General features: G+C 33.6%; 29 protein-coding genes and 1 tRNA gene. 19 read left to right on the forward strand and 11 right to left on the reverse strand.

Translation table 11 applies throughout. The annotated features are described in order from the left end of the window. The first annotated feature begins 26 nt into the window (after nt 1-26). The 16 genes from DRF65_RS22980 to DRF65_RS23060 all read left to right on the forward strand — a co-directional run bounded on the left by DRF65_RS22980 (nt 27) and on the right by DRF65_RS23060 (nt 15,187). The gene (locus tag DRF65_RS22980; RefSeq protein ID WP_115973060.1) at nt 27-1,847 is read left to right on the forward strand and encodes a phospholipase effector Tle1 domain-containing protein; all 1,821 of its coding nucleotides are present in this window, start codon (nt 27-29) and stop codon (nt 1,845-1,847) included. A 2-nt stretch (nt 1,848-1,849) separates the two neighbouring features. Further along, the gene (locus tag DRF65_RS22985; protein WP_115973061.1) at nt 1,850-2,554 is read left to right on the forward strand and encodes a hypothetical protein; all 705 of its coding nucleotides are present in this window, start codon (nt 1,850-1,852) and stop codon (nt 2,552-2,554) included. After that, nucleotides 2,542-4,665 carry a zinc metalloprotease gene (locus DRF65_RS22990; RefSeq protein WP_115973062.1) on the forward strand — a complete coding sequence of 708 codons (2,124 nt, stop codon included), beginning with the start codon at nt 2,542-2,544 and terminating at the stop codon, nt 4,663-4,665. The genes DRF65_RS22985 and DRF65_RS22990 overlap by 13 nt, the downstream gene beginning before the upstream one ends. Nucleotides 4,666-4,672: 7 nt before the next feature. Continuing rightward, entirely contained in the window at nt 4,673-5,170 is a 498-nt protein-coding gene (locus DRF65_RS22995) for a hypothetical protein (protein ID WP_123947421.1), read from the forward strand. A 182-nt stretch (nt 5,171-5,352) separates the two neighbouring features. Then, a complete protein-coding gene (locus DRF65_RS23000; RefSeq protein ID WP_123947422.1) occupies nt 5,353-5,907 on the forward strand; it encodes a hypothetical protein in 555 nt (184 codons plus the stop codon). A gap of 126 nt (nt 5,908-6,033) precedes the next feature. Then, a complete protein-coding gene (locus DRF65_RS23005) occupies nt 6,034-7,386 on the forward strand; it encodes a glycoside hydrolase family 19 protein (RefSeq protein WP_115973065.1) in 1,353 nt (450 codons plus the stop codon). After that, complete coding sequence (locus DRF65_RS23010) at nt 7,367-7,846, forward strand: hypothetical protein (protein WP_123947423.1); 480 nt, start codon at nt 7,367-7,369, stop codon at nt 7,844-7,846. Before DRF65_RS23005 ends, DRF65_RS23010 begins: the two co-directional genes overlap by 20 nt. Before the next feature lie 63 nt (nt 7,847-7,909). Further along, the gene (locus DRF65_RS23015) at nt 7,910-8,272 is read left to right on the forward strand and encodes a hypothetical protein (RefSeq protein WP_115973067.1); all 363 of its coding nucleotides are present in this window, start codon (nt 7,910-7,912) and stop codon (nt 8,270-8,272) included. 40 nt (nt 8,273-8,312) lie between these two features. After that, nucleotides 8,313-8,753, forward strand: a complete 441-nt coding sequence (locus tag DRF65_RS23020; RefSeq protein WP_115973068.1) for a hypothetical protein — start codon at nt 8,313-8,315, stop codon at nt 8,751-8,753. A 101-nt stretch (nt 8,754-8,854) separates the two neighbouring features. Further along, nucleotides 8,855-9,265, forward strand: coding sequence for a hypothetical protein (locus DRF65_RS23025; protein ID WP_115973069.1), 411 nt, complete (start codon nt 8,855-8,857; stop codon nt 9,263-9,265). 737 nt (nt 9,266-10,002) lie between these two features. Then, complete coding sequence (locus DRF65_RS23035) at nt 10,003-10,494, forward strand: DoxX family protein (protein ID WP_115973071.1); 492 nt, start codon at nt 10,003-10,005, stop codon at nt 10,492-10,494. 84 nt (nt 10,495-10,578) lie between these two features. Continuing rightward, on the forward strand, nt 10,579-10,788 hold the full coding sequence (locus tag DRF65_RS23040) for a hypothetical protein (protein ID WP_115973072.1): 210 nt from the start codon (nt 10,579-10,581) through the stop codon (nt 10,786-10,788). Between the two features lie 18 nt (nt 10,789-10,806). After that, nucleotides 10,807-11,067 carry a T9SS type A sorting domain-containing protein gene (locus tag DRF65_RS29315; protein ID WP_165852298.1) on the forward strand — a complete coding sequence of 87 codons (261 nt, stop codon included), beginning with the start codon at nt 10,807-10,809 and terminating at the stop codon, nt 11,065-11,067. Nucleotides 11,068-11,262: 195 nt separating this feature from the next. After that, complete coding sequence (locus DRF65_RS23050; protein ID WP_115973074.1) at nt 11,263-11,523, forward strand: hypothetical protein; 261 nt, start codon at nt 11,263-11,265, stop codon at nt 11,521-11,523. Between the two features lie 235 nt (nt 11,524-11,758). Then, nucleotides 11,759-12,892: an AAA family ATPase gene (locus DRF65_RS23055; protein WP_115973075.1), complete on the forward strand. Its 1,134-nt coding sequence runs from the start codon at nt 11,759-11,761 to the stop codon at nt 12,890-12,892. A gap of 6 nt (nt 12,893-12,898) precedes the next feature. Continuing rightward, nucleotides 12,899-15,187 carry a S8 family peptidase gene (locus DRF65_RS23060; protein ID WP_115973076.1) on the forward strand — a complete coding sequence of 763 codons (2,289 nt, stop codon included), beginning with the start codon at nt 12,899-12,901 and terminating at the stop codon, nt 15,185-15,187. A 102-nt stretch (nt 15,188-15,289) separates the two neighbouring features. On the opposite strand, the gene DRF65_RS23065 is transcribed toward DRF65_RS23060, so the two are convergent. Continuing rightward, nucleotides 15,290-15,369: transfer RNA gene (locus DRF65_RS23065), tRNA-Leu, on the reverse strand. A gap of 93 nt (nt 15,370-15,462) precedes the next feature. Then, a complete protein-coding gene (locus DRF65_RS23070; protein WP_115973077.1) occupies nt 15,463-16,230 on the reverse strand; it encodes an MBL fold metallo-hydrolase in 768 nt (255 codons plus the stop codon). 54 nt (nt 16,231-16,284) lie between these two features. Here DRF65_RS23070 and DRF65_RS23075 point away from each other — a divergent pair, with 54 nt between their 5' ends. Next, entirely contained in the window at nt 16,285-17,712 is a 1,428-nt protein-coding gene (locus DRF65_RS23075) for a TonB-dependent receptor (RefSeq protein WP_115973078.1), read from the forward strand. 11 nt (nt 17,713-17,723) lie between these two features. Further along, the gene (locus DRF65_RS23080; protein WP_115973079.1) at nt 17,724-18,173 is read left to right on the forward strand and encodes a GAF domain-containing protein; all 450 of its coding nucleotides are present in this window, start codon (nt 17,724-17,726) and stop codon (nt 18,171-18,173) included. A 56-nt stretch (nt 18,174-18,229) separates the two neighbouring features. On the opposite strand, the gene DRF65_RS23085 is transcribed toward DRF65_RS23080, so the two are convergent. The 9 genes from DRF65_RS23085 to DRF65_RS23105 all read right to left on the reverse strand — a co-directional run bounded on the left by DRF65_RS23085 (nt 18,230) and on the right by DRF65_RS23105 (nt 23,475). After that, entirely contained in the window at nt 18,230-18,697 is a 468-nt protein-coding gene (locus DRF65_RS23085; RefSeq protein ID WP_115973080.1) for a cupin domain-containing protein, read from the reverse strand. 218 nt (nt 18,698-18,915) lie between these two features. Next, nucleotides 18,916-19,653 (reverse strand): ABC transporter substrate-binding protein, encoded by a 738-nt coding sequence (locus DRF65_RS23090; RefSeq protein ID WP_115973081.1) that lies wholly within the window; start codon nt 19,651-19,653, stop codon nt 18,916-18,918. Between the two features lie 68 nt (nt 19,654-19,721). After that, a complete protein-coding gene (gene mgtE, locus DRF65_RS23095) occupies nt 19,722-21,044 on the reverse strand; it encodes a magnesium transporter (protein ID WP_115973082.1) in 1,323 nt (440 codons plus the stop codon). Between the two features lie 158 nt (nt 21,045-21,202). Continuing rightward, nucleotides 21,203-21,379 carry a hypothetical protein gene (locus DRF65_RS28620; protein ID WP_165852299.1) on the reverse strand — a complete coding sequence of 59 codons (177 nt, stop codon included), beginning with the start codon at nt 21,377-21,379 and terminating at the stop codon, nt 21,203-21,205. A 30-nt stretch (nt 21,380-21,409) separates the two neighbouring features. Next, complete coding sequence (locus DRF65_RS28625; RefSeq protein WP_165852300.1) at nt 21,410-21,553, reverse strand: bacteriocin-like protein; 144 nt, start codon at nt 21,551-21,553, stop codon at nt 21,410-21,412. 154 nt (nt 21,554-21,707) lie between these two features. Continuing rightward, a complete protein-coding gene (locus DRF65_RS28630; RefSeq protein ID WP_165852301.1) occupies nt 21,708-21,854 on the reverse strand; it encodes a bacteriocin-like protein in 147 nt (48 codons plus the stop codon). A gap of 208 nt (nt 21,855-22,062) precedes the next feature. Continuing rightward, on the reverse strand, nt 22,063-22,206 hold the full coding sequence (locus DRF65_RS28635; RefSeq protein WP_165852302.1) for a bacteriocin-like protein: 144 nt from the start codon (nt 22,204-22,206) through the stop codon (nt 22,063-22,065). Nucleotides 22,207-22,368: 162 nt separating this feature from the next. Further along, nucleotides 22,369-22,515, reverse strand: a complete 147-nt coding sequence (locus DRF65_RS29355; protein ID WP_409013135.1) for a bacteriocin-like protein — start codon at nt 22,513-22,515, stop codon at nt 22,369-22,371. Between the two features lie 411 nt (nt 22,516-22,926). Then, a complete protein-coding gene (locus tag DRF65_RS23105; protein WP_115973084.1) occupies nt 22,927-23,475 on the reverse strand; it encodes a pyruvate decarboxylase in 549 nt (182 codons plus the stop codon). A gap of 173 nt (nt 23,476-23,648) precedes the next feature. Between DRF65_RS23105 and rpsO the strand changes: the two genes are divergently transcribed. Then, nucleotides 23,649-23,918 carry a 30S ribosomal protein S15 gene (rpsO, locus tag DRF65_RS23110; protein ID WP_045494446.1) on the forward strand — a complete coding sequence of 90 codons (270 nt, stop codon included), beginning with the start codon at nt 23,649-23,651 and terminating at the stop codon, nt 23,916-23,918. Nucleotides 23,919-23,974 lie beyond the last annotated feature (56 nt).

The following is a 23,974-nucleotide window of genomic DNA, read 5'->3' on the forward strand; positions in this document are numbered from 1 at the left end:
TATCGAACTATAATTAACCATTGATTATGGGAAAAACATTTGTATACAATACCGGAAACTCTTCCCCTCCAATTGATGAAATACATTTGGAAATAGGTGTTTTCTTTGACGGTACGCTTAATAGCCTTAAGAATACTGAAATGAGGCAGAAGTACAGAGATGGAAAGAATAAAATTGAAAGCAACGATACCGACGATGAAGTTCTGATCAAAGAAGCAGCCATCGATGAAACCACCAAAGCACAGGAAAAACAGTACGAAGAACTGAAAAACAAAGAAATCTCTGACAAGGATAAGGAATCTGACCGTTTTCTTAAAGCAAGCCACAGAGGATGGCTGGACAAGCAGGGAGTAGATAATAGTTACAGTAATGATTTTACCAACGTAGCAAGAATGTATAAATGCAGCCAACGGGATGAATATGGTGTATATGTAGAAGGGATAGGAACATTGGATGGACGCAGAGATGTAGATGATGGATTTCAGTATGGGTCCGGAGAGACCGGGGTAAGAGGGAAAGTGAGAAAAGGCTGTGAAATGGTTGCAGAAAGAATTGATGCCCTAAAGAAAAAACACTCTCCGGAAAAAATGCTCAGTAAAATTACCATTGATACTTTCGGATTCAGTCGTGGTGCTGCTGCAGCCAGAAATTTTTCCTATGAAATTAATGGAAACAAAAGACCCAAAGATGTTGAAATCAAGAAAAAAACAAAGTTGGCAGGGTACAGAGAAAGCCGGTCTTATGGCAATGATGGCTTGATTGCTGAATACGAGGATATTTGGATAGATAAAGATAAAACAGAGGTAAATCCGGCCTACCTTGTGGATGGTAAGCTTCCCAAATTTGGTTTTTTAGGCTACTATCTTCTAAGCAAGGAAATTCTGACCAAAGAAGAACTGGAGGAATTAGAACTGGATGTCCGGTTCATAGGAGTTTATGATACTGTTTCCTCTTATGAGGAGTTTGGAGATATGGGTGCATTGGAAAGAGTGGGATACCGAGGTCCTTTGCATGCTACATTCGGATCCAAACATAATTTTGGAGATGACGTTGAGCAGCTTCAGCTCAAAAATCCAGGACCTTACTATAAAGCCGTTCACTTTACTGCAATGGATGAGCATCGGGAAAATTTTTCACTCACCAGATTCCCAGGAAGCGTTGAGAAAGATTTTCCGGGGGTGCACTGTGATATTGGTGGAGCTTACGAAAGCGGGACAGAAACCGTAGACGAAATAGAAGTAGCAGATAAACATCCTGGTGTAGGATTTAATTCTTACAGTTCCTGGAATGCCCTGAAAAGGCTGGAGGAGAGGATGGACGAAATTAAAGCTGGGCATTGGTATCATGATGGTCAGATCAGTATAAAAAAAGAAAGTCATTTATGGATTTTTCAATATCATAAAATAAGAGGAGTTCGTTTTCTTAGAAAAGAATACAGTTATATTCCACTTCATTTTATGGAAAAGCATGGAATAGATTACTATAATCATCAGATCATAGTGAAAACTGAAAGTACCTATTCTATTGATAAAGACGAACATCTGCCGGCAGCAAAAAGACATCTGGAAAAATATGTTTTTGGAGATGGAAAACCATGGCATTTTGTGAAGGATGAGGATCTGGGAAAAGAAGCTGCCAGATTAAATGCTGAAGCTGCTTTGGAACAGCCAACCTATGGTAAAGATAAAGATGGCAATCGGATCGTCAATATTCCGGCAGTACAGGTTACTTCGCAACGATGGCAGGATTTACTGAGAACCCTAAGAAATAAGTATCTTCATTGGTCTGCTAATAGAGACTGGATGGGAATGGATCCCAATAATGATTATCAAAGAAGGATATATTAAGTATGGCAGTAAACTTATTGCAAAATCTTCATCAGAAAACCTATCGGCTGGAGACCATCGTCATAGAACAAAAAAATCCGTTTTATTCTACCCAAAAAAGCTATGTCAGAGAAGTTGAGGTCTATTATTATGGTAAAGTAAAGGATCAACATGACTTTCAGGTTCTGGTTACTCACTTTGATTTTTCTGAAGATGAAGGGAGTATGGATAAATTTTTAAAAAAGATCAGCTATTTATTCGATGAAATAGAATGCAGGGTAGATGATGAAGGAAATATTACTGCGGTAGATAATTTATTGTTTTTAAGGGTAAGATGGGCTAAAATTCAGGCAGGTTTGTCTGAAACACATACTGGACAAGCCATAGATCGCTATTTCAGCCAAATCAGTGATCTGTTGGAAGATGAAGCAAAGCTGATTGTCTTTTTAGGAAGTTATAAAATGTTTGGATTACTTTTTAATGGCTTATTGAATTCATTTGATACTAAAATGAAAAGAGAATCTTCAGAAGGCTTTACAGAAATTGTGAATCCTGTAAAAAATGGAGATACATTGACTTTGAAAGTATCAGCGGAAAATCTGGAAGAATCAGAAATCAAACACTTCAGAGGTTTATTTGTCTGCAAAAGAGATCAATATGAAGAAGGTTTCATAGAAATCAAAAAACAAAATTATCATTTAAAACATTCATTATTATGGATAGGCTAAAGAATGAAGGCGAGGGAACTGCTCCCGAAATCCAAGCTCAAAATCCAACTCAGGATAATGATCAGGTGAAAGCGGCCAATAAGCAGAAACAGGATGATCGACGTAAAGAGAATGAGAAGAAAGATAAAACTGAAGAAGGCTTATTGTTGGCCATAGATGGAGCAAAGATAAAATTCAATGCTCACTTAGGAACTTTTAAGGTATTGAATGATGTACCTACTACACAGGATAAACTTACAGGAACGGTGGTAGAAAAACAGGTGCCTAATTTCATTTTTGATGATGGTTTCGTTTTAAATACTCTTACAGAATGGCAAAAATTTGGAAATGTAAAAGTACAGGATAATGAAGTTTTGTTGAAGGATTCATTTTTACCAGGAGTTGGGTCTATCCCAGGAACACCTCCAGAAAGTGGAAAGGTAGAGTTTTCAAATTCCGGTCAAGTAAATATACCCGAAAAAATAGTTACGAATGGTGCACCTGTACCGGAGCAAAAGGATGCTATCATTAATTTTATTGTATACCCGAGAATTTGGAATGACTTTCCAGCGGCGAGTAATTACGGATTTGATTGGAATAGAGATCACGATGATATTTTAAGTCTCAGAACAAAGTCTAAATCGGATATTTTAGATAATTGCACTCAGAACAAGGTATTGTTTGAAGAGAAATATGAATCCAGTAAAATAAATATTAATAAATCAAATTACTATCCTCCTTATTTGTATATGTTTAAGAATCATAGCGAAGTAACAAAATTGGAAGTGGTTTTAAATTTATATGTAGAGATTATAAATCCGAAAAAAACAGAGAAAAATAGTATTCAATTAAAATATGATCAATCGCTCTTTGATATTGGATTTACCAAAGATGGTAAAACGATAGCTTCTAAAGAATTTATTATTTCTAAAGAATTTCTGGATACAAAGAACGATGCCTATTTTAATCAGCCCAGACAATTCAGAAAGGATAAATCAGGTAAACCTATATCCCCTAAGATGACAGCTTACGAACCTCAATTGATAAAAGACGGAGGTAGTATGAAGCTGGAGCTTTCCAATTTAATGATTATCTGTAAAAATACTTTTGATAAGGATCAGCCCGTTAAGTTTTTTGATTCTGAAAATAACCTTATTGGTCTATTGATCATTAAGCCTAATGATAAAGCTATTTTTTCGAATAAATCTTTTCATTTTGTAAAAGTATTGAGGAAAAATAGTAAACAAAGTGATCTGGAAACTATAAACAAAATGATTATAGAAACTCAATTGTATAAAAATGGAGAATTTGTAAAATTTGAGGATGAAAATACGGCACTTAACAACATCGTAGAAGGAATCAATTGTTTTGGGATCAGTAAGCTTTTAGTCAATTTGAAATCACAATATAAGGTTTCAGAATTAGAAGTGGATGATGCAGAGTTGAAAACGGAAAATATTATTTCAGATAATTATGTTTTGAAGAGAAGCGAGTATACCACTTTTATAGAAAAGAAAATCAACTGCAATAACAACGAAATGTATATCTTCTTTTCAGGAATCAGTGAAAATAATAATGTGGCAGCATCCTATGGGTATCATAAAAACAGAGGACTTTTTTATTCTTCTAATATTGATACTTATTTTCATGAATTAGGACATTCATTTGGATTAGCTCATACTTTTTTAGAGGGAGATGAAGATGAATATGTGAATCAACTTAAAGCAAAGCTAATAGATCCGAACGGGTATTATAAAAAACAAAAAATTTACCTCGAAGATTTCGAAAAGCGTATTGGTAATTATAAAAAAGACTTAAAAGAAAGAAAACCGGAGCATTATCCATTTAATTTTGGAAATGAAAAAGTTAAAAGTAAAAAAGATTGGGAAACTAGAATTTTTGAGTTGGAAGGCCAATTGAAGATTGAAAAGCAGGAATATGAAGACAGCTTAAAGGAAATGGAGAGTAAGATTAATCTGTATGAAAAGATCAATCTGTATAATAATATAAGGTTCAAAAAGGGTTCAATTGATAATATTATGGAATATCCTGATACCTCTGTTGCAGGAACCACCTTTTATTACCAACACGAAATAATAAGAAAATTAAATGATGAATTCCAATTTTTATAAACTCATTATGATACTTTTTATGGTGTCATGTGTAAGTGAGCCTATTGTATATCAACAGGTAGATTACAAAGGGGATATTTTTTATGGTGATATCAGGCAAAAAAAGACAGGAAAATTTATCTTTCCGAATATGAACTTTTCCTATTCTTTGTATAAAGGAGAATTAAATGGGAAAATACTCCTGATAGAAAAATCAGATACCATAGTATTCGGTCATTTTAAAAGAAATCAACCTATTGGCAAATACATCAACAGGATTGATCAATGCTATCAATGCAAATATATCTTTCGTAAAACGGTTATTGAAAAAATTGATGGTGAGGGAGAATTTAATAAACAGTCGAAGAAAGATGGCTATTGGAAAGAAAAATCTCAGGAAGGAAATTATAGTAATGGAAAGAAAAATGGAGTCTGGAAGATTTATAAATACAATGATTTGGAAAATTCTCAAAATACAATAAAGGAAGTGATTTATAAAAATGATAGCCTTATAAACCATAAGTGAGAATGTCTACTGAGTTCAAGTGGTTTTTTGTAAAAAGAAAAGACTAGCTTAAAGAAGGTTTCATAGAAATCAAAAAACAAAATTATCGTTTAAAACATTCATTATTATGGATAGGTTAAAGAATGAAGGCGAGGGAACTGCTCCCGAAATCCAAGCTCGAAATCCAACATAAAATAAGAAGGATGAAAAAAATATTCTTTATATTTTTATTATTAACAATAGTATCATGTAGTTCTGTAAAATATTATGAATATTATTACAACGATAATTTATCAGAAATTAATTCTAAATATGTCTATAGCACTTTAGAGGTACATAAGGATAAAGCGATTTATAGAGCTTTCGATAATGGCTATGTATATAAAGAAAAAGAACCTGTCTCTTTTCTCTATATTGAAACAGAAAAAATAAATGATTTGGACTATATTCCATTGTGGAAAGCCTCAAAATTTTATTACTATACCGATGAAAATCAAAAAAAAGTAATTGACTATACTCTCTTATCAGAGACTGATATTAAATTATTAGGGGGATATTTTAAAGAAAACAATGTCTATAGAAAGGAAAACAAAAAACCGGAAGATTATCACTTTGATAATTCTAATTTGAACCGAATTTCTATAGAGTTTCCATCAGAATTGAAAAGAGTAAAAAAAATAGATTACTCTAAATTTCCAAAAAGCATAAAGAAAATTAATCCTGAAAATCCAGACTCCCCAAAGGATAACATAAAATAAAAGATAGGAAAAGTCTTTTAGAGAGATAAATGGACTAAGGATGTATTATTAGATAAACTTTATTCATAAGTGAAAATAAGGAACTGATAATAATTTGTAACATTCTCATTTAAAACATTCATTAGTATGGATAGTGTAAATCAAGATGGAGAAAATATCTCCCCTGAAACTCAAACTCAAACGCAGGATAATGATCAGGTGAAAGCAGCCAATAAGCAGAAGCTGGACGATCAACGTGTAGAAAATGAAGAAAAAGATAAAACTGAAGAAGGTTTATTATTGGCTATAGATGGAGCAAAAATTAAATTCAATGCACACCTGGGAACATTTAAAGTGCTGAATAATGTACCGACCACGCAAGACAAGCTTACTGGGACTGTAGTAGAAAAACAGATTCCCAATTTTATCTTTGATGATGGTTTTCTGATGATTTCTCTTACAGAATGGCAGGATTTTGGAACAGCAAAAGTTCAGGAAAACTTTGTGCTGTTAAAAAAGTCCACTTTACCGGGAACAGGAAAAATGCCGGGTCCTGTACCTCCTGAAACAGGCAAAATAGAATTTGTAACCTCTGGACAGGTAAATGCCCCGGAAAGTATTGACGGGAAAGGAGCTCCTGTACCAGACCCGGAAGATGATAAAAAATGCTATTGCGAGAAAGAGTTTACAGAAGAAGATATTAAAGGGTTTTATAACTCCAAGAAATTATTTACAGCCAAAAACTGTCCTTTGCCGGAAGATAAGAAAAGCTATAAAGAATTTACAAAAGCCCTGAATAAAGCAATGAAGGATAATGATATCAACAGCTGTCTTCGCAAGGCTCATTTTCTGGCACAGGTGGAAGCCGAAACGGGGCTGGATACCTCTTTAGAATATGCTGATGGATGGGATTACGATCCTACCACGCATCTTGATAATTATAATAAATACCTCTTGTTCAAAAAAGATAAAGTAAAATATAAAGAAAACGGTACAGCCCGGATAGAGAGAGGGTATAACAGGTATCTTGAATGTTTAAGCCGCGAGAACGATACAAAAGGAGATGGCCCGAAATATAAAGGAAGAGGATTAATTCAGCTTACCTGGAAAGATACTTATAAAGCATACTTTTCTAAGATTAAAAAACCTGAAACCCAGGACCCGGATATTGTTGCCAATGATCTGGAACATGTATGTAATTCGGCGGCATGGTATTGGAGAGATCGTTCAGCATGGGGTGATTTGAATAAATTTGCAGATACAGATGACTTTATCTCAGCAGCAGTTGGGGTCAATGGTGGATTAACAGGATTTACCCATAGAAAAGAAAATCTGAAAAGGATTTTGAAGAATATGAAAGTAAAAGATAACTGTAAAAATCAGAAAATCAAAAATCTGGGAGTTTATACCTACGATACAAGTGCCATAAAAGACACCAAATGGGGTAAAAAAGAAAAAAACAAAAAAGCAATACAAGGATATGATGATAAAGAAGATTAACATAATATGCATAACATTTTTCTCTGCCTTTTTGTATTCCCAAGAGGTTGTAGGAGACTTTAATAATGATAAAATTGATGATACTCTTACCTATAAGTGCTATAAAGTTGGAGAAATTAAAGAAATTAATGAGCCGACCTGTAAAGCCGTTTTAGTATTGGGAGAATCAAAAAAGAGGTATGATTTTAATTTAAATTATGTCTCTTCTCCTGTCATTAGTAATTGTGGTCCTGGATGTATTTTATTGTATGATGCTTCTGCTGATACAGAATATACACAGGAATACACCTATTTTCCCAAATATAATAATTGGATATTAACCAAAGACGAGACTCTGAATAAAGATGAAAACGGGAAAATAGAAAATAATATTCCTAAAAACTACTTACTGTCTATTGATAATAAGAAGTATCCAATGAAAAAAAATACAAGGACCTTAAAAAAAAAGATATCAAAATAATAAGGACCTGCTCAGGAAAGAATTGAATTATAGATCCTGAATGATGTTTTTCCCTGTATCCTTATGAATTTTAAAATAAGAATAATCCCACTTTTTATTCTGGGCAGCATTAGTTTCCATGCTCAGGAAATAAAGATTTGGAGTAAAATATTGAAGTCTGATATTGTCGTCCGTCAGAAAGTGAATGATGACAGTGTTTTTTTATCAATAGATAGAAAAGACAATAAATGGCTGGGCAAAAATGTAAGAATCAGAACAGTCAATTACTGGAGTCATGCTCCGGTAGAAGTTACTGCAGATTGTTGCAGCAAAAAAACTCTGATCATTAAACGGACTTTTCTGGGAAATAATATTGTTGGTGATAGACTGTTCTTCAGGAAAAATAACGGGAAATATTATTTTAATGTACTTAGTGAATTTGAGTAGAAATCTGAACATTAGGGGGATACAGAAATAGGAATACATCTTGAAAAAAATTATACTGTTAATTTTATTGCAATTATTTGCTGTAGTTTTTTCTCAGTCTGGAAAGAAACGGCTACTTATTCCTATATCCAGATCTTATCAGTTGGGCTATAATACCTATGATAATGAATTTCAAATGTATCAGAACCCTTTTATTTTGAGTGACGGAAAAAAATACAAAATAGAAGGATATGGCAGTATGAATTATTCTGAAGGAAAATTGCTCGGGATTTCTCCCAATAACAGATATATTGTGTTGGATCATATCTCAAAAGGATATGTAGAGGATGGGGAAAGTAAAAGACTCTATGAAAATTATCTTTGTGTAATTGTGTATCTTCCCGGGAAAAAAGTTGTTATGTATATGCAGAGCGATTGTGGGGGAGAATGGAACAGAAATAATCAATGGGTAAGCAGCAATGGCAGAGTAGTATTTCCGTAAAGAATATACTGCTTACTACTCACGATTCATATGGAAAGATGTTTGTTCTTTATATCTGTTTTTCCGATATAGAATCAAATAAAAACAGGATTTATTAAATTATGGAGAATTATATTGATACTGAAACAATGCCTCATTGTAAAATTGAAGAGAAAAAATTTGAATGGGGAGAACCTTATGAAATGCAGACTCCGGTTTTTATTTTGAAAAAATTCTCAGCATCAAAATTAGAAAACTCAATCATTCTGTTTGGCAAAAATAATTTTAAACAGCAATTATTATCCCTATTCAATGTAATTATTAACCATGAAGAGTTTGAAAGGATTGAAAATTATTCAGGAGAACAATTCGATAGAAAAACAATAGTAGAACTCATTAATTCTTTTATAAAAAAAACGGAGAGCTTAGTGGCCCCATGGGAAAAATACCGGCTTGGATTTACAGAATATGATTATGTAGGATATATTGAAGAACAGGGGCAGGAAAGCTTATGCTATGTTAAAATACAATAAATAATCGGACATTAATGTTCTTGGCAATATCAGCTCCAAAAACAATGGCTCATCAAATGAATGAACTTGCAGATATAAGCTTCTGGAACTTTAAACCATAAGATAAAAACAAAAGTTCATTTTCTTAAATTCTTTAAAAATCAAAACCTCTGAAAATTAATTTCTGTGAAAACTGACCATTAATATTTTGCTATATTTGTGTCAGTGGAAAGACGAATTACATATAAAAACATTGATGTATTGCACTCTATAAAAATAATAGGCCTGTTTTTAATGTTGTTCCATTTATTTAGTTACAAGACAGATTATAGTAGACTTTCCACAACCGTTTTAAACATTTTTCAAAGTGTTCAGGCAGATTCTAATCTGAAATGTAACAAGATTTATCTTAAAGAAAACAATAAAACTCCAATAAAATGCAATAGCAATTATTGTTCAGGTTTTTCACTCCTTTTTACAGCTTCTTTTCCTTCTTTTGGATTTGAAAAATTTCTGGGTAAAGCACTAGGCCATCGATTCGTTTTATATGATGATCCACCCTATTGCTCATTTTTTAATTCTATCTGGATTCCCCCTAAAATTTAACCTTAATAGTACGATACAATTACAGGTATCTTACGTTGTATAATTTTCCAGACCATTTAACAATTATATCATTCACGATTGCATGATCCACCAAGAGTCATGGCGTGGTCGTATGCCAATGATATGAATATGTAATCAAAAAGAATTTAAAAATGAAAAAAATAATATCAAACTTCGAAAAAAACAGTCCCAATATTTATATCATATGCAGGATTTTAATCGGCCTGTTCTTTTTTATTGCAGGATTTAATAAACTGTTTCATCCTATATTTCAGGGATACATGTTAAATACCATAAGCAATATAGGATTTCCTTTCCCGCAGTTTACTGCCAATTTTACAGCTTTTTGCGAATGTATATTTGGTTTATTTCTGATGCTGGGTTTTTGGACACGAATAAGTTCTGTGTTTTTAATCATTATTATATTGGTAGCCTTATTTACACATGATCTGAATTCAATTCCTAAAGAACTGAATCCTATTAAAAAAGAGACAGGAATCTATGTAATGGATCCTTTTACCTGGCTGAGCTACTTCCTTTATCTGCCTCAGACATTATATCTGATGTTTTTGACCTTGTTTCTGTTTCAGGGATGTACAGGATTTGGGATTGATACTTTGAGGAAGAAAATTCACGATAAATAAGTGAATAATTATTGAAAAAAGGCCGTCTCAAAAGGACAGTCTTTTTTTTGAACTTACAGTTTGTTTGAATTTTTAATTTATGTAATGAGTTCTGCAATTAATGGAGGAATTAAAAGTCTTACAGTAACGACACAGCTAAAATTTGCCAGAAATCCGAGTGAACTAATATTGGAAATAAATAATACTCAAGTTGCAAAAATACCCTTCAGCTCCGTTGCAACTACAACGACTATTGATAATTTGAATATAACCGGTGATTTTGTAATTAAAATTTTGAACCCAAATACAGGATAGCGAATTGCAATTGATGATTTGACCTGGACATGTTACTCAACTTTAGGAGTTAATGAAAGCACTAAGTCAGTTCAGCTTCCAATTTATCCTAATCCAATTAAAAACAGTGAATATCTGTATCTTAATAAAAAGGTAAATGAAATTCTTATTTATAATAGTGAAGGAAGACTGATTAAGAAATCAAATTTAAAAAGCAATTCAATATTAATAAATGATCTATTGAAAGGTATGTATTTTCTTAAAACAGAAAATACGACCCAAAAATTTATAGTTAATTAATCATGTGAATTGTACATCTTTAAGACAAAAATCCATCTTCAAAATTGCTTGAGATGGATTTTTATAAGTTTCTTTTAACTTAAAAAGAAAAAAACTGTTCAGATTTTAGAAATCCTGCTGTTAAGCTGTTCAGATTTTATTTACCCTGTTTTTTCGTTGTTAAAAGTAAGCATAATTTTTTAAGAAAATATATCAATGGAAAATATAACTTTTTGGCGTTATCAAATTATCAATACAGGAACAACGGAAACTCCTTTTTATGGAGTACATGAAGTTTATTTCAACGAAAAAACTGGAAAAATTATTTTATGGACAGAAGATCCTGTTGCTTTAGATAATTATGAGGATTTAGAAGGATTAAGAAATGATTTAGAAAAGATTTTATCGGATATTAAAAAGCAACCAGTTTTATTGGAATCCAAACTTGAACAGGATCTGGAAAAAGATAATATATAAACTTTGTCTAAGTGCTTATTATTCCTAATTATAATATTTAAAAAAAATGTAAAGTAAATTATCCATTAATACTGTGTTGTAAGATAAATTTTTCCGCAGTCACTTCTATATGATATTTTTCATGATAGATGTATTTTCTTTTGTATGGTTTTAAAAATATAAATAAAATTACCATACAAAATGTTTGTAGAATACTATTATATTGTTATTTTTGTAGGGTAGATTTTATAATACAATGAATAAAGAACTAAACAAAACTGATAATATATCTAAATATTTAATAGATCTTGTAACCGCAGGGATTACTGGTGATACTAGAAAAGTTGAAGTGATTTCTCTTAGTTTAGCAAGGTCTATTAGAAAATCAGATCCTGATGTTTCGTCTTCAATACAAAACATCCTTGCTCTAAATTCTTCCGCAGGAAGCAGTGCAGTAAGAAGTCATGGTAACATACCTATTCCTACTGATAATGATACACATTTAGAAATGGCTCGCATTATTAAGCCTCATTCGGATGGAGGAGTGCTTCCTGTTTTTAATGAGAAAATAAATATGTGGGTTAATGATATCTTGGAAGAAAGAAACAACTTGAATACATTGTTAGCTTTTGATATAAGTCCTTCTACTAATTTATTATTAATAGGACAACCTGGAACGGGTAAAACAATGCTTGCTCATTATATTGCATCTAAGCTTAATAAAAATTTAGTTATAATGGATCTTTCATCAAGTATTTCTAATTTAATGGGAAAAACAGGTCATAACATAAAAAAGGTTCTTAACTATGCAAAAGATACAGGAGCTGTATTGCTATTAGATGAGTTTGATGCAATTGCTAAGAAAAGAGATGACCAAACAGACCTTGGTGAAATAAAAAGAGTTGTAAATGTTCTTCTAATGGAGTTGGAGGATTGGCCGATTTCTTCAATGTTGATTGCAACAAGCAATCACCCTGAATTGCTAGATAGAGCGATATGGAGAAGATTTGATCATGTAATAGAGGTTCCCTTACCATCAACAGAGGAAATAATCAAAATATTAAATCAAAACCTCATTCAATTTTTAAATGATGATTTAAACAATATTTCCATTTTGCAGTTGCTTGCAGGATTACTTGATGGGAAAAGCGCAGCTGATATATGTAAATTTACAAATAATGTTAAACGTCGTGTTGCCTTAAAAGACGAAGAGTTGATTATAGCATCACTTAATGAACTTGAGTCATATTCGGCAGATAAAAAAGTTCGAGGAAAATTTTGCATTCTTGCCAAAGAAATGTTAGGAAAAAAAATCACTGTAAGAAAACTTTCAGAAATAACCGGCCTAAGCACGGCGGGTGTACAGCATCATATCTCTAAAATAAAATAACTTAATATGAATAATAACCGAAAACCAATATTATACAAAGGAGAAGTTTATAGTAAACCTGTTTCGAAAAATGGCGGAGGAGGTCCTCTAAAACTTCCTATTTCTTATGAGGAAGCAAGGGATCGAATTAAGAATGATATCGATAATGTTCATGATACAATTCGGAGTTTGCCAGAAACATCAAAGTTGCCTAATGAAGTTGTTGTTTGTATAAGAATGCATCCTGACTTTTCTGCAAAGAGCTATTATCCAGATTCTCTTTTTGATGGAAATAATGAGAAATTTGGATTACAAGAAGTTGGTTCAAGAATTTGGAGGACAGAAGATAGTGAGGATCAAAATGAATTTGAGGAATCAGGAAAACTTTTTTTTGTAAGAGGGACGGAGCAAGCATTGGATAAATTAAAAAATCATTTAGATAGACCGTTATTCAGATTGACAAAAAAATTTACTGAAGATGTAAGGAAAATTGTAAGTATTGATTTATTATCTGAAGAAGAACAAATATTGGGAATACCTGATGATTGGGAAAGAGGGTGTTTAGAAGCTGTACTTCACCCTTTTGAGATAGATTATGAAATAGCTTTTGATCATTTCATGAGTGTTCTAAATTCATCCGGTGTAGATGTTGAAAGTATAAAATATAAACAATATGATGAAGGAGTGACGTTTATTAGTCTTTACGGAGATCGAGAAGTTGTAAGGGCTTTATCCGGATATAATCCATTGCGAACATTACATCCTTTAGAAGCAAGAGATTTTAGCTCTATCGAAAGGGGAACTCCTATGAGTGGTGCTCCAATTCCTCCGCAATTTACAGGGAAATCCTCAATTGTTGTTGGTGTTATAGATGGGGGGTATATTCCAGGAAATCCAGCGTTAGATCCATATGTAGAATCTGAAGATTCAGTTCCAGGTACAGCCGTAGAATACTATCAGCAACATGGTACTCAAGTAACTAGTGCAGTTTTATACGGTGCGCTAAATAAATATAAAAATACAGATACCTTACCAGAGCCTAAGGTAAGTGTAAAGAATTTCAGGGTACTGTCCTCTGATACTTCTGATCCTGATCTTTACGAAGTAATTGATGCTATAGAAAAAATTGTTCCTGAAAATGACAACATTAAAATATATAATCTAAGTATGGGGCCTGCGGGACCGATATTAGATGATCATATAAGTCGATTTACATTTGCTTGCGATTTGCTTATTCAAAAATATAGTGTCCTATTTTGTACGGCAGTAGGAAATGATGGTCATATAGCTGGTTATGACAGAATACAAGCTCCTGCAGATATGGTTAATGGTCTTGCTGTTGGTGCATATTCAAAAATTGATGCTGAGATTACTAGAGCTCCATATAGTTGTATCGGTCCAGGAAGAGAGGGGAATAAATTAAAGCCTGATTTATCAGCATTTGGTGGATGCTCTCAAAACCCAATACAGTTAATGGGTGAAAATCAAGATTTAAGAATTTTGACAACTGGAACGAGTTTTTCAAGTCCTTTAGTTTCTGCGGCGAGCGCTCATTTGGTGGGCTACAGCAACGATACTATTAATAGTTTCGTTGCAAGAGTATTGCTCATACATGGTGTATCTGAGGCTACTGATAGTCATAGCTTTGAATTAGGACATGGAATACTGCCGGATGATATTCAGCAGCTTGTCACGTGTCCTGCATCTTCTTATACAATTATATATAGTGGAGAAGTAGAGCCGGGTAAATTTATAGAATTGCCTATCCCTTGGACCGAAGAAGTAGATAAAGGTAAAGTGAATTTTCGATGGACGGTTTCGACTCAAACCAATGTAGATCCACAAAGCCCCGATGATTACTCAACGTCTTCTGTGGTGACTTCTTTTTATCCTCATACCTCAAAATTTAAATTTAAAAATGGTGGATCAACGAAGATTGTTGATGTTGTGAAAAATCCAGATAAGGAAGTTGAACTTCTGTCGACAGGGTGGTCTAGAGAATCTCCTTTTCCTGTAAGTGAATCTGGGCAAACTCCTTATCAAGTAGAAAATGATTTACGCGCTGATTTTAAGTGGGATAGTATGGACACTAGAAGAAAAAATAAAAATGCAGATAATGTATATAATCCTATGTTTCATTTACATGCTCTAGAGCGTGGAAAAAGATATAAATCTGAAAAAATAAAATATACATTAGTTTTAACTGTAACAACTCCTAAGTCAGAAGTAGATTTGTATAGTAAGGTTAGAGCTAAATATTCGGCATTGCTTCCTATTAGTTTAGATCTTGAAAATAGAATCTCTGTCACGTCATAATTAATTCGTTAATGGCAATCGTTAACAAAAAATATTAGTCCCCCTTTTGATCCCCTAAAAATCAAAAACCTCTGAAAATCAAATGATTTCAGAGGTTTGTTGTACCCAGGACCGGGATCGAACCGGTACTCCTAAGAACTGGTGTTTGAGACCAGCGCGTCTACCAATTCCGCCACCTGGGCTTGATGTTTACTCCAAACATGTTGTTTGTTTCAAATTGGTGTGCAAATATAGGAACTTTTTTCAATGTTCAAAAGCTTTTCGAAGATTTTTTTTTAAAAAATTATCTCTAAACCATCGTAGGCAAGGTGTATTCCGGATGGAAGTTGTTTATCTTCAATATCATGCACGCCTAAATGATGACTGATGTGAGTTAAAAATAATTTTTTAGGTTTTAGTTCTTCAAACAGTTTGATTACATCGGGAAGGATAAAATGGGCCGGATGCGGGTCAAATTTTCTGATGCAGTTTAAAATCAGGACATCCAGATTCTTCAGTTTTTCCTTTTCTGTGTCGGAAATAAAGCCGGCATCTGTAATATAGGCCAGGTTTTTAAATTTATATCCAAAAACACTTATTTTAAAATGAATGACTTCAATAGGGGTAATTTCAGTGTCCAATACCTGGAACGGTTTATTTTCAATCTCATGTAGCTCAAAAGCAGGAGCTCCCGGATATCTTACATCAGCAAAGGCATAAGGGAAACGGTTTTTTATCTCATGTGCTACCCTTGAATAACAGTAAAGTGGGACATCCTTTCCACTTTTAAAAATAAGCGGACGCATATCGTCAAGCCCAATCACATGATCATTATGTTCATGAGTAATCAGTGCAAGATCTACAGTATGTTCATGGTTGGTAAGCATTTGCTGTCTGAAATCCGGACCACAGTCGATGAGTATTTTTCTATTTTCATCTGTAGTAACCATCACAGATGAGCGGAGACGCTTATCTTTGGGATTTTCGGAAATACACACCTCACAGGTGCAGCCAATAACGGGCACACCCTGGGAAGTACCGGTTCCTAAAAATTTCAACTTCATTTTGTTTTGAGGTTGGTTTAATTTTGGTAAATTTACAAAAAATTTAATGTCCTAATGTATCAGAAACTAACTCCTAAACAAAAAGCATTAACAATTAATCTAGATCCTACTATTTATGGTACTTTCGCGGAAATTGGAGCAGGGCAGGAGACTGTTCGTCACTTTTTTAGAGCAGGGGGAGCTTCCGGTACGATTGCTAAAGCAATGTCTGCTTATGACAAAGATTTTAGTGATGCCATCTACGGAAAAGAAGTAAAAAACAGGTATGTTACCCAGAACAGGCTTCGTAAAATGCTTCGCTATGAAGTAGCATTGATCGAAGAAAGGATCTCAAGGGATAATAACCCGGACAGAAAGTTCTTTTCCTATGCCAATACAGTAACCACCATCAACTTCGACAAAACAGTAAAAGGCCACGGCTGGGTGGGAATCCGTTTTCAGACTAAAGAAAATGAAGATTACAATGAGATCGTAATTCATGTGAAATTCAATGAGAATGATGCTACTCTTCAGCAGGAAACCCTGGGGAATCTTGGTGTAAACCTTATTTTTGGAGCATTTAATTACTTTGACAATCCAAGAACTTTAGTAGAATCTTTATACGACGATGTGGCAAAAGACAACCTTGAAATTGATATGATCGATTTCAGCGGACCTGCTTTTTCCTATGTTGATAATAGACTAATGTCTCTTCAGCTGGTGAAGAACGGTATGACGGATGCGGTGATCTTCAATTCTCAGGGGAACAATATGCTTCCTGCAGATGTACTGTACAAGAAAAATATCTTTGCGGTAAGAGGAAGTTTCAGACCTGTAACGAAAGTGAATATTGATATGCTTCGAAACGGGATGGATATGTTTTTTAAAGATGCAATCTGTACTCACGAAGAAACTGAGGTCCTGATTGAAATTACCATTTCCAATCTTAGGGCTGATGGAGATATCGATGAAAGGGATTTCCTGGATAGAGTAGATATTCTGGGCAAATTAGGATATACCGTTATTATTTCAAACTTCTCAGAATACTATAGACTGATTGATTATTTCGCCTCTTACACAAGCGGGGATATAGGAGTAGCAATGGGGGTAAATAACTTATTGATGGTATTTGACGAGAAATACTATAAAAATCTTTCCGGAGGAATACTTGAAGCATTCGGTAAATTTTTCCGAAACGGAATGAGGGTATACCTGTATCCTTACAAAGATCCTGAAACACACCAGTTATTGGATTCTACCAATCTTAAAGTAGAAGAAAACCTTAAGGAATTATATAAATATTTCATGCGTAACAACCGTATTGTAGATATCACAAACTATAATCCTGAGTTTTTGGAAATTTACTCAAGAGAGATTTTAAGAAAAATAGCATGTTGTGTTAAAGGTTGGGAAACACAGGTTCCGGAAGGCGTAGCGGAAATGATTAAAGAGCGTGGAATGTTCGGATATAAAGAAGAACTTCCTTTAAAACAATTCTCTTAAAAATTAATATAATGTCAGAATTAAAAAAAAGGCTTTCCTCTATTCTTGAAAGTCCAAAACATAATACAGAAGAGAAGCTTGAAAAAGTTTGTCATCTTTTAGATCAGGAAATCTCTTATTTCAACTGGACAGGATTCTATTTTAAAAATGGAGATAAAGATGAATTGATCTTAGGACCCTATGTAGGAGCACCCACAGACCATACCATTATCCCTTATGGGAAAGGAATCTGTGGCCAGGTTGCAGTATCCAATGAAACGTTCGTAGTACCGGATGTACATGAAGAGAGCAATTATTTAAGCTGTTCAATAGATACTAAAGCTGAAATTGTAGTTCCAATCTTTAAAGACGGGAAAAACATCGGTCAGATTGATATTGACTCTCATACGGTTGACCCTTTTACAGCTGAAGACCGTGAATTATTGGAGTGGCTTTGTAATGAGGTTTCAAAGGTTTTATAATTGAAGTTTCAATAAAATATAAACTCCGGCTTTTATAGCTGGAGTTTTTTTATGTCTTATGGATTATTCGTAGTAATAACAAACATAATTAAAGGTTCATCCCCTGTATTTTCAATAGAATGATAGCCTATGGAATTGATGGCTGTAATATCTCCTTTTTGAAGTACTTTTTTACGCACTGCCCCTTCTGTTCCGGTTCTTTCCCGATATTCTCCTGTTCCATGTACTACAACATACAATTCTTCTTCGTTTCTTGCGTTGTGAGTGTGAAATCCCGATTCATCGCCATTATTCAGCAAAACCATATAAGCAGCCAGGCGGTTATTAGCCAATTCATTCTGACCAAACATTTGTATCAAGTATACTGTTCCATTTCCACCATACATATTTTCACGTTTATCAATACGTGCGATAGTTCGCTCATCCTTTCCAAATGGCATTACATAAAGGTGGATATATCTCGAAACTTCCTGTATAACGTGATCAAATTCTGCTCCTTCGGATAATATAACAGTACCAGACATGTATTTTAAATATTAATGAAGAACAATGTACCAAAAATTACAGAATAAGACAAGAAACAATTTTTATGAAAGATATTTTCTATCACAATAGTAAGAGCTTTATGTTTAGACTGTAATATAAAGTAAACCGTAGATTTTCAAAACTTAAGTGTACTTCTCAGCCGGTTAGTAGCCTCTTAAAAATAACTAAAGTATTAAAAACTTTTGTGGTTAAGCAATCAAAGTTGCATCGAATGAATTTCAGAAATCAGTTCTTTAAAGTAATGTTCACATTTCGCAATATGAGTTCCGTACCACGAAAAGGCTTCACCATCTACAATCATTATTTTTTTATCAGAATAAAAGACACGGAGTTCTTCAATATGTTTCTCTTTAAATGGAAACGGTTCAGAAGATAACATGATCACCTCTGCTTTCTCCAGGTCTTCAGCCGTAATTTCCGGGTAGCGGGTCTTATCTTTAAAAATATTTTCAAAACCTATTTCCGTTAGTATTTTATGAATAAATGTATCCGAACCAACGGTCATATACGGGTTATTCCAGATGAGATAAGCTGTTTTTACAGGAGTATCGAGTTTAGATTGATTGAAGATCTCGTAAATTTTAAGATTAAAAAGTTGAGCTCTTTCCTCTTTTCCTAAAAGCTTTCCAAGGTTTTTAAGCAGGTAATAATTGTCTTCGATAGTTTCTATGTTGGTGACCATAACCTTGAAGTCATTCATTAATGCTTCTACCTGTTCCTTGACATTTTCTTCTTTATTCGCGAGAATTAAATCCGGTTGGAGAGCCTTGATTTTATCAATATTAATATTTTTTGTTCCCCCAATTACCGGAACATTCTTTATCTTTTCTTCGGGATGGATACAGAATTTTGTTCGCCCGATAATTTCATTTTCAGTAAGGCCCAAATCAAATAACGCCTCTGTGATGGATGGTACTAAAGAGATCACTTTCATATTTTAAAGATATGAAAATATATAAGTTGTAGGGTAATAACTGAGGTTAATCTGACAAAGTAAAGAAACTAGAGAAGTCTTCCGGTTAAGAAAAATCCAGCTACTGTAAAATAGATGATTAATCCGGTAACATCTACTAAGGTTGCTACAAATGGAGCAGAGGATGTAGCAGGGTCAAGTTTTAATTTCTTTAAGACAAATGGAATCATAGAACCTGATAAAGTTCCCCATAGCACAATGGCAATTAAAGAAATAGATACACTGAGTCCTACATATACCCAATATTGGCCATAATCAAAAAGACCAATTTTCTGCCAAAGCATAATCCTGATAAAACCAATAAGTCCCAAAATAGCCCCCAGACATAATCCGGAGATGATTTCTTTCCTCATAACGTACCACCAGTCTTTAAGATTGATCTCCTGAAGGGCCATTGCGCGGATAATCAATGTTGCAGCCTGCGATCCTGAATTCCCACCACTGGAAATAATTAACGGGACAAATAAGGCAAGAACAACAGCTTTTTCAATTTCTTTATCAAAATACCCCATTGCTGAAGCCGTCAGCATTTCCGAAACAAATAAAATGATCAGCCAGGTTGCCCTTTTTTTAATCATTTCTGTCCATGAAGTTTGAGTGTAGGGAAGGTCTAGTGCTTCCAATCCCCCGAACTTCTGAATATCTTCCGTATTCTGTTGTTCAATCTGATCCAGGATGTCATCAATGGTTACAATTCCAACCAAAACTCCCGCTTCCGTAATAATAGGAAGAGCGCCACGGTCATATTTTTCAAAATACGTTACCGCATCTTCTTTCGAGGTGGTTGTGGTAATCGCTACAAAGTGATTATCTGTAATGTCAGACACCAAAGTATCTTCCTCTTCCAGTAACAAAGTACCGATAGCAAGGTCGTCAATCAGGCGGTTTCTTTCATCCACTACATACAGGTAATTCATGGTTTCCACTCTTTTCCCTACCTTTTTGATCTGTTGAAGACATCGTTTTACACTCCATTCCTTACGGATCTGAATGTAATAAGGGGTCATCAGACGGGCAATAGAATCAGAATTATAGCCTAATAGCTTCAGGGCAATCCTCCTTTCCTGTGGATTAAGATGATTGATAGAATACTTGATCAGCTCATCGGGAAAGTCCTCAAAAAGAGCAGTCCTGTCATCGGGAGTCATAGCATTCAGAATTTCTGAAACCTCGTCGCTTCCTATACTTCTGATCGTATCTTCCTGAAAGTCCGGGTCAAGATGAGAAAAAACCTCTGCTTTGTACTCTTTAGGAACCTTCAGAAACGCGAGCAGTCGCTCGTCAGCTGGAAGTTCGCTGAGAGTTTCGGCAATATCGGCAGGATTGAAGATAAGTTCGTCTCTAGAATTCAAAACGTGAAATTTTTAAGATATGCAAAAATAATTCAAATTTTTAAGACTGAGCAATAAACTGGGAAATTTAAGGATTTATTAAAGTCTCAGACTGGAAAACAGCATTAAAAAACACCCACCGAGGCGGATGTTAAAAATTAAATTTAAAAAATATCCTTTTAATCAAGAATAATAGGTTCGCATTCTATAATAGGAGAGGGATGGCAGAAGCCTCCGATACAGCATTCTCCATAATCACATTTAGGATAGCTACTTCTGCATTTTTTCATTTGCAGGCTTCCTTTTATTTCTGTTTGCTCCTTTCTGCTAAGTTTTTTAAGATTTGAATTTTTCATGAGGATTGATTTTTCATTAAAATTTCAAAATTAATCTTCAAAACAGATGTATTCCATACAAACACCTTTGCAGCACATTCCGAAAATACATTGCGAATGTTCTGTACATTTTGTAAGACCTGCTCCCTTAATTTGTTTTGCCGTTTCTCTACTGATTTTCTTTAGATTTTTCATAGTTTTTTAGATTTAAATGTTATACTAAAATAATAAATGTTTTCTAATTATTCATTGAATGGTGAAAATATTTATTTAAATATAAGTGTTTGGTTTTTATTGTTTTGTATAATTTAAAAAGCATCTGTAAAACAGATGTTATAGTAGTTGATCTTTATTCCATCATACAAGGATTGAGAACACATACATTTTGGCAGCAAGCTCCACCAGGACATTGAAAATGTTCTGTACATCTTTTGATAATTCCGCTGCCTTGAATTTGTTTTTGCGCTTGTCTGTTGATTTTCTTTAAATTTTTCATGTGATTTGTTTTTGAATAGTTTATAATGATTTATTTTATTCCATACAGATAAATGGAGAACAAATGCCATTGCAACACCATCCTGCAGCACATGGATTGAATTCACTACACCTTTCAGTTGAACCGCCATTAATTTGACTTGCTCTTGCTCTGCTGATTTTCTTTAGTTTTTTCATAGTAATAGATTTAAAATGATACTTACAGTAGGTTAATTAATCATACATCTTTGAGGTTTACAAACTCCCTGACAACACCATCCGATGCTGCATGGAATGTTTTCTCCACACTTTGGAGCAAATCCTCCATTGATTTGCTTAGCAGCTTCTCTGCTGATTTTCTTTAAATTTTTCATAGATTTTAGATTAAAATGTAAATCTAAAATAGTAAATAATTTCTAATTATTCATTGTTTAGTGAAAATATTTAGTTGTAAATCAGTAAGTTGTATTTGTTTTTTATGTTTGTGTTATAAAAAAAGCATCTGCAAAAACAGATGCTGAATGTATTTTTATTTTCTAATCTATTATAGGGCACATGTAGGGACTGCAAGCGCCATCACAACACCATCCTATTGTACATGGTCTTGTATTGCTACATCTTGCAATAGCTCCTCCATTAATTTGCTTTGCTGCTTCTCTGTTGAGTTTTTTTAAATTTTTCATAGATTTTTGGTTTTAATGCCAATCTAAAATAGTAAATATTTTTCAATTATTCATTAATTGGTGAAAATATTTATCTGAAAACCAGTTAAGTGTGTAATGTTTTGTGGTTTTTGAATTTTGGGAAGTGAATTTTGAATCAATGTTGAAATATTCCATCAGTGACAATTTTATCGAAGATAAAATCCTTGTGCCCTAAAAATAGATTAGTTGTAAATCATCTTGTGTCTTAGCGTTTACCAACAGCACAAAAACAATAAGTAACAACGAATTTACATAAGAATTGAAAAAAAGAGAAAATTAGAATCATCCGTCATTGAAGATTCATATGTGAAGACCAATTGCTCATTGATAATTTATCCAATAGAAGTAAGGTAAACTGAACTTTAAATTTAAAATTTTAAGCCTTAAACTTTACAGTTCCGCTTCAGTAGGCTTCAGCTTTCTAAGCTTTTTAATAATGCCTTTAATGGCTCCTTCCGTACCTATTTTAACGGAATTTACGGTAGAACCAAGAAGACGCATATTTTTACGGTAGGTATCATGATCCGTTTCCGTTACTAAATTTCCATCAGCTCCGAAAAGTTTCATGCTGACCACCACCTGATTGGAGAAAACATACTTTCCAAAACCTACTTTGAAGTAACGTACTTTGGAAACAATTGCAAAATCAGCGTCGTTATTGGAGCAGTAGTCCACAATGGTCTGTTTGTCTATGCTGTCGAAGGGAACTTGTACTTCTGCACGGAGCATTTTATTTTTTCTGCTACTGAAATTGTCGGAAACAACATCAAAGAATGCATTGTTGGTAGGTTCCTTTATTTCATCAATATCAGGCTCTACCTCGGGATTGAAGTATAGAACTTTTTTTATTTTATCATCGGCATTTTTCTGTGCTTTTACTGAAGTAAAGCCAATGAATAAAAAAGTTGTAACGGCTGTAAAGAATATAATTTTTCTCATTTGTAATTCGAATGCAAAATTACTGCCTTTTCGTTGAATTGTGTAAAATTTATTAAGAAATTTTTAACATTTTTTTCTATCAAATTTGATACATGAAATCAATAATGTTTGCAGATTCAAAAAATAGTCGTAATTTTGCACCCGTTACATAATAATCATTAAACAATATTGGAATGTACTTAACAACAGACAAAAAGCAGGAAATTTTCGCACAACACGGGAAATCTGCACAAGACACAGGAAGCGCAGAAGGACAAATCGCTCTTTTCACTTTCAGAATTAATCACTTATCTCAACACCTAAAGGCTAACCGTCACGATTTCAACACAGAGAGATCTCTAGTGAAATTAGTAGGTAAGAGAAAAAGTTTATTAGATTACCTTAAGAAAAAAGATATCGCAAGATATAGAGCAATTATTGCTGCATTAGGACTAAGAAAATAATCTATAAAGATTTTCAAAATAAAGCAACTTCGAAAGAGGTTGCTTTTTTTGTTGTA

The organism is Chryseobacterium pennae (genome assembly GCF_003385515.1).
GTDB lineage: Bacteria > Bacteroidota > Bacteroidia > Flavobacteriales > Weeksellaceae > Chryseobacterium > Chryseobacterium pennae.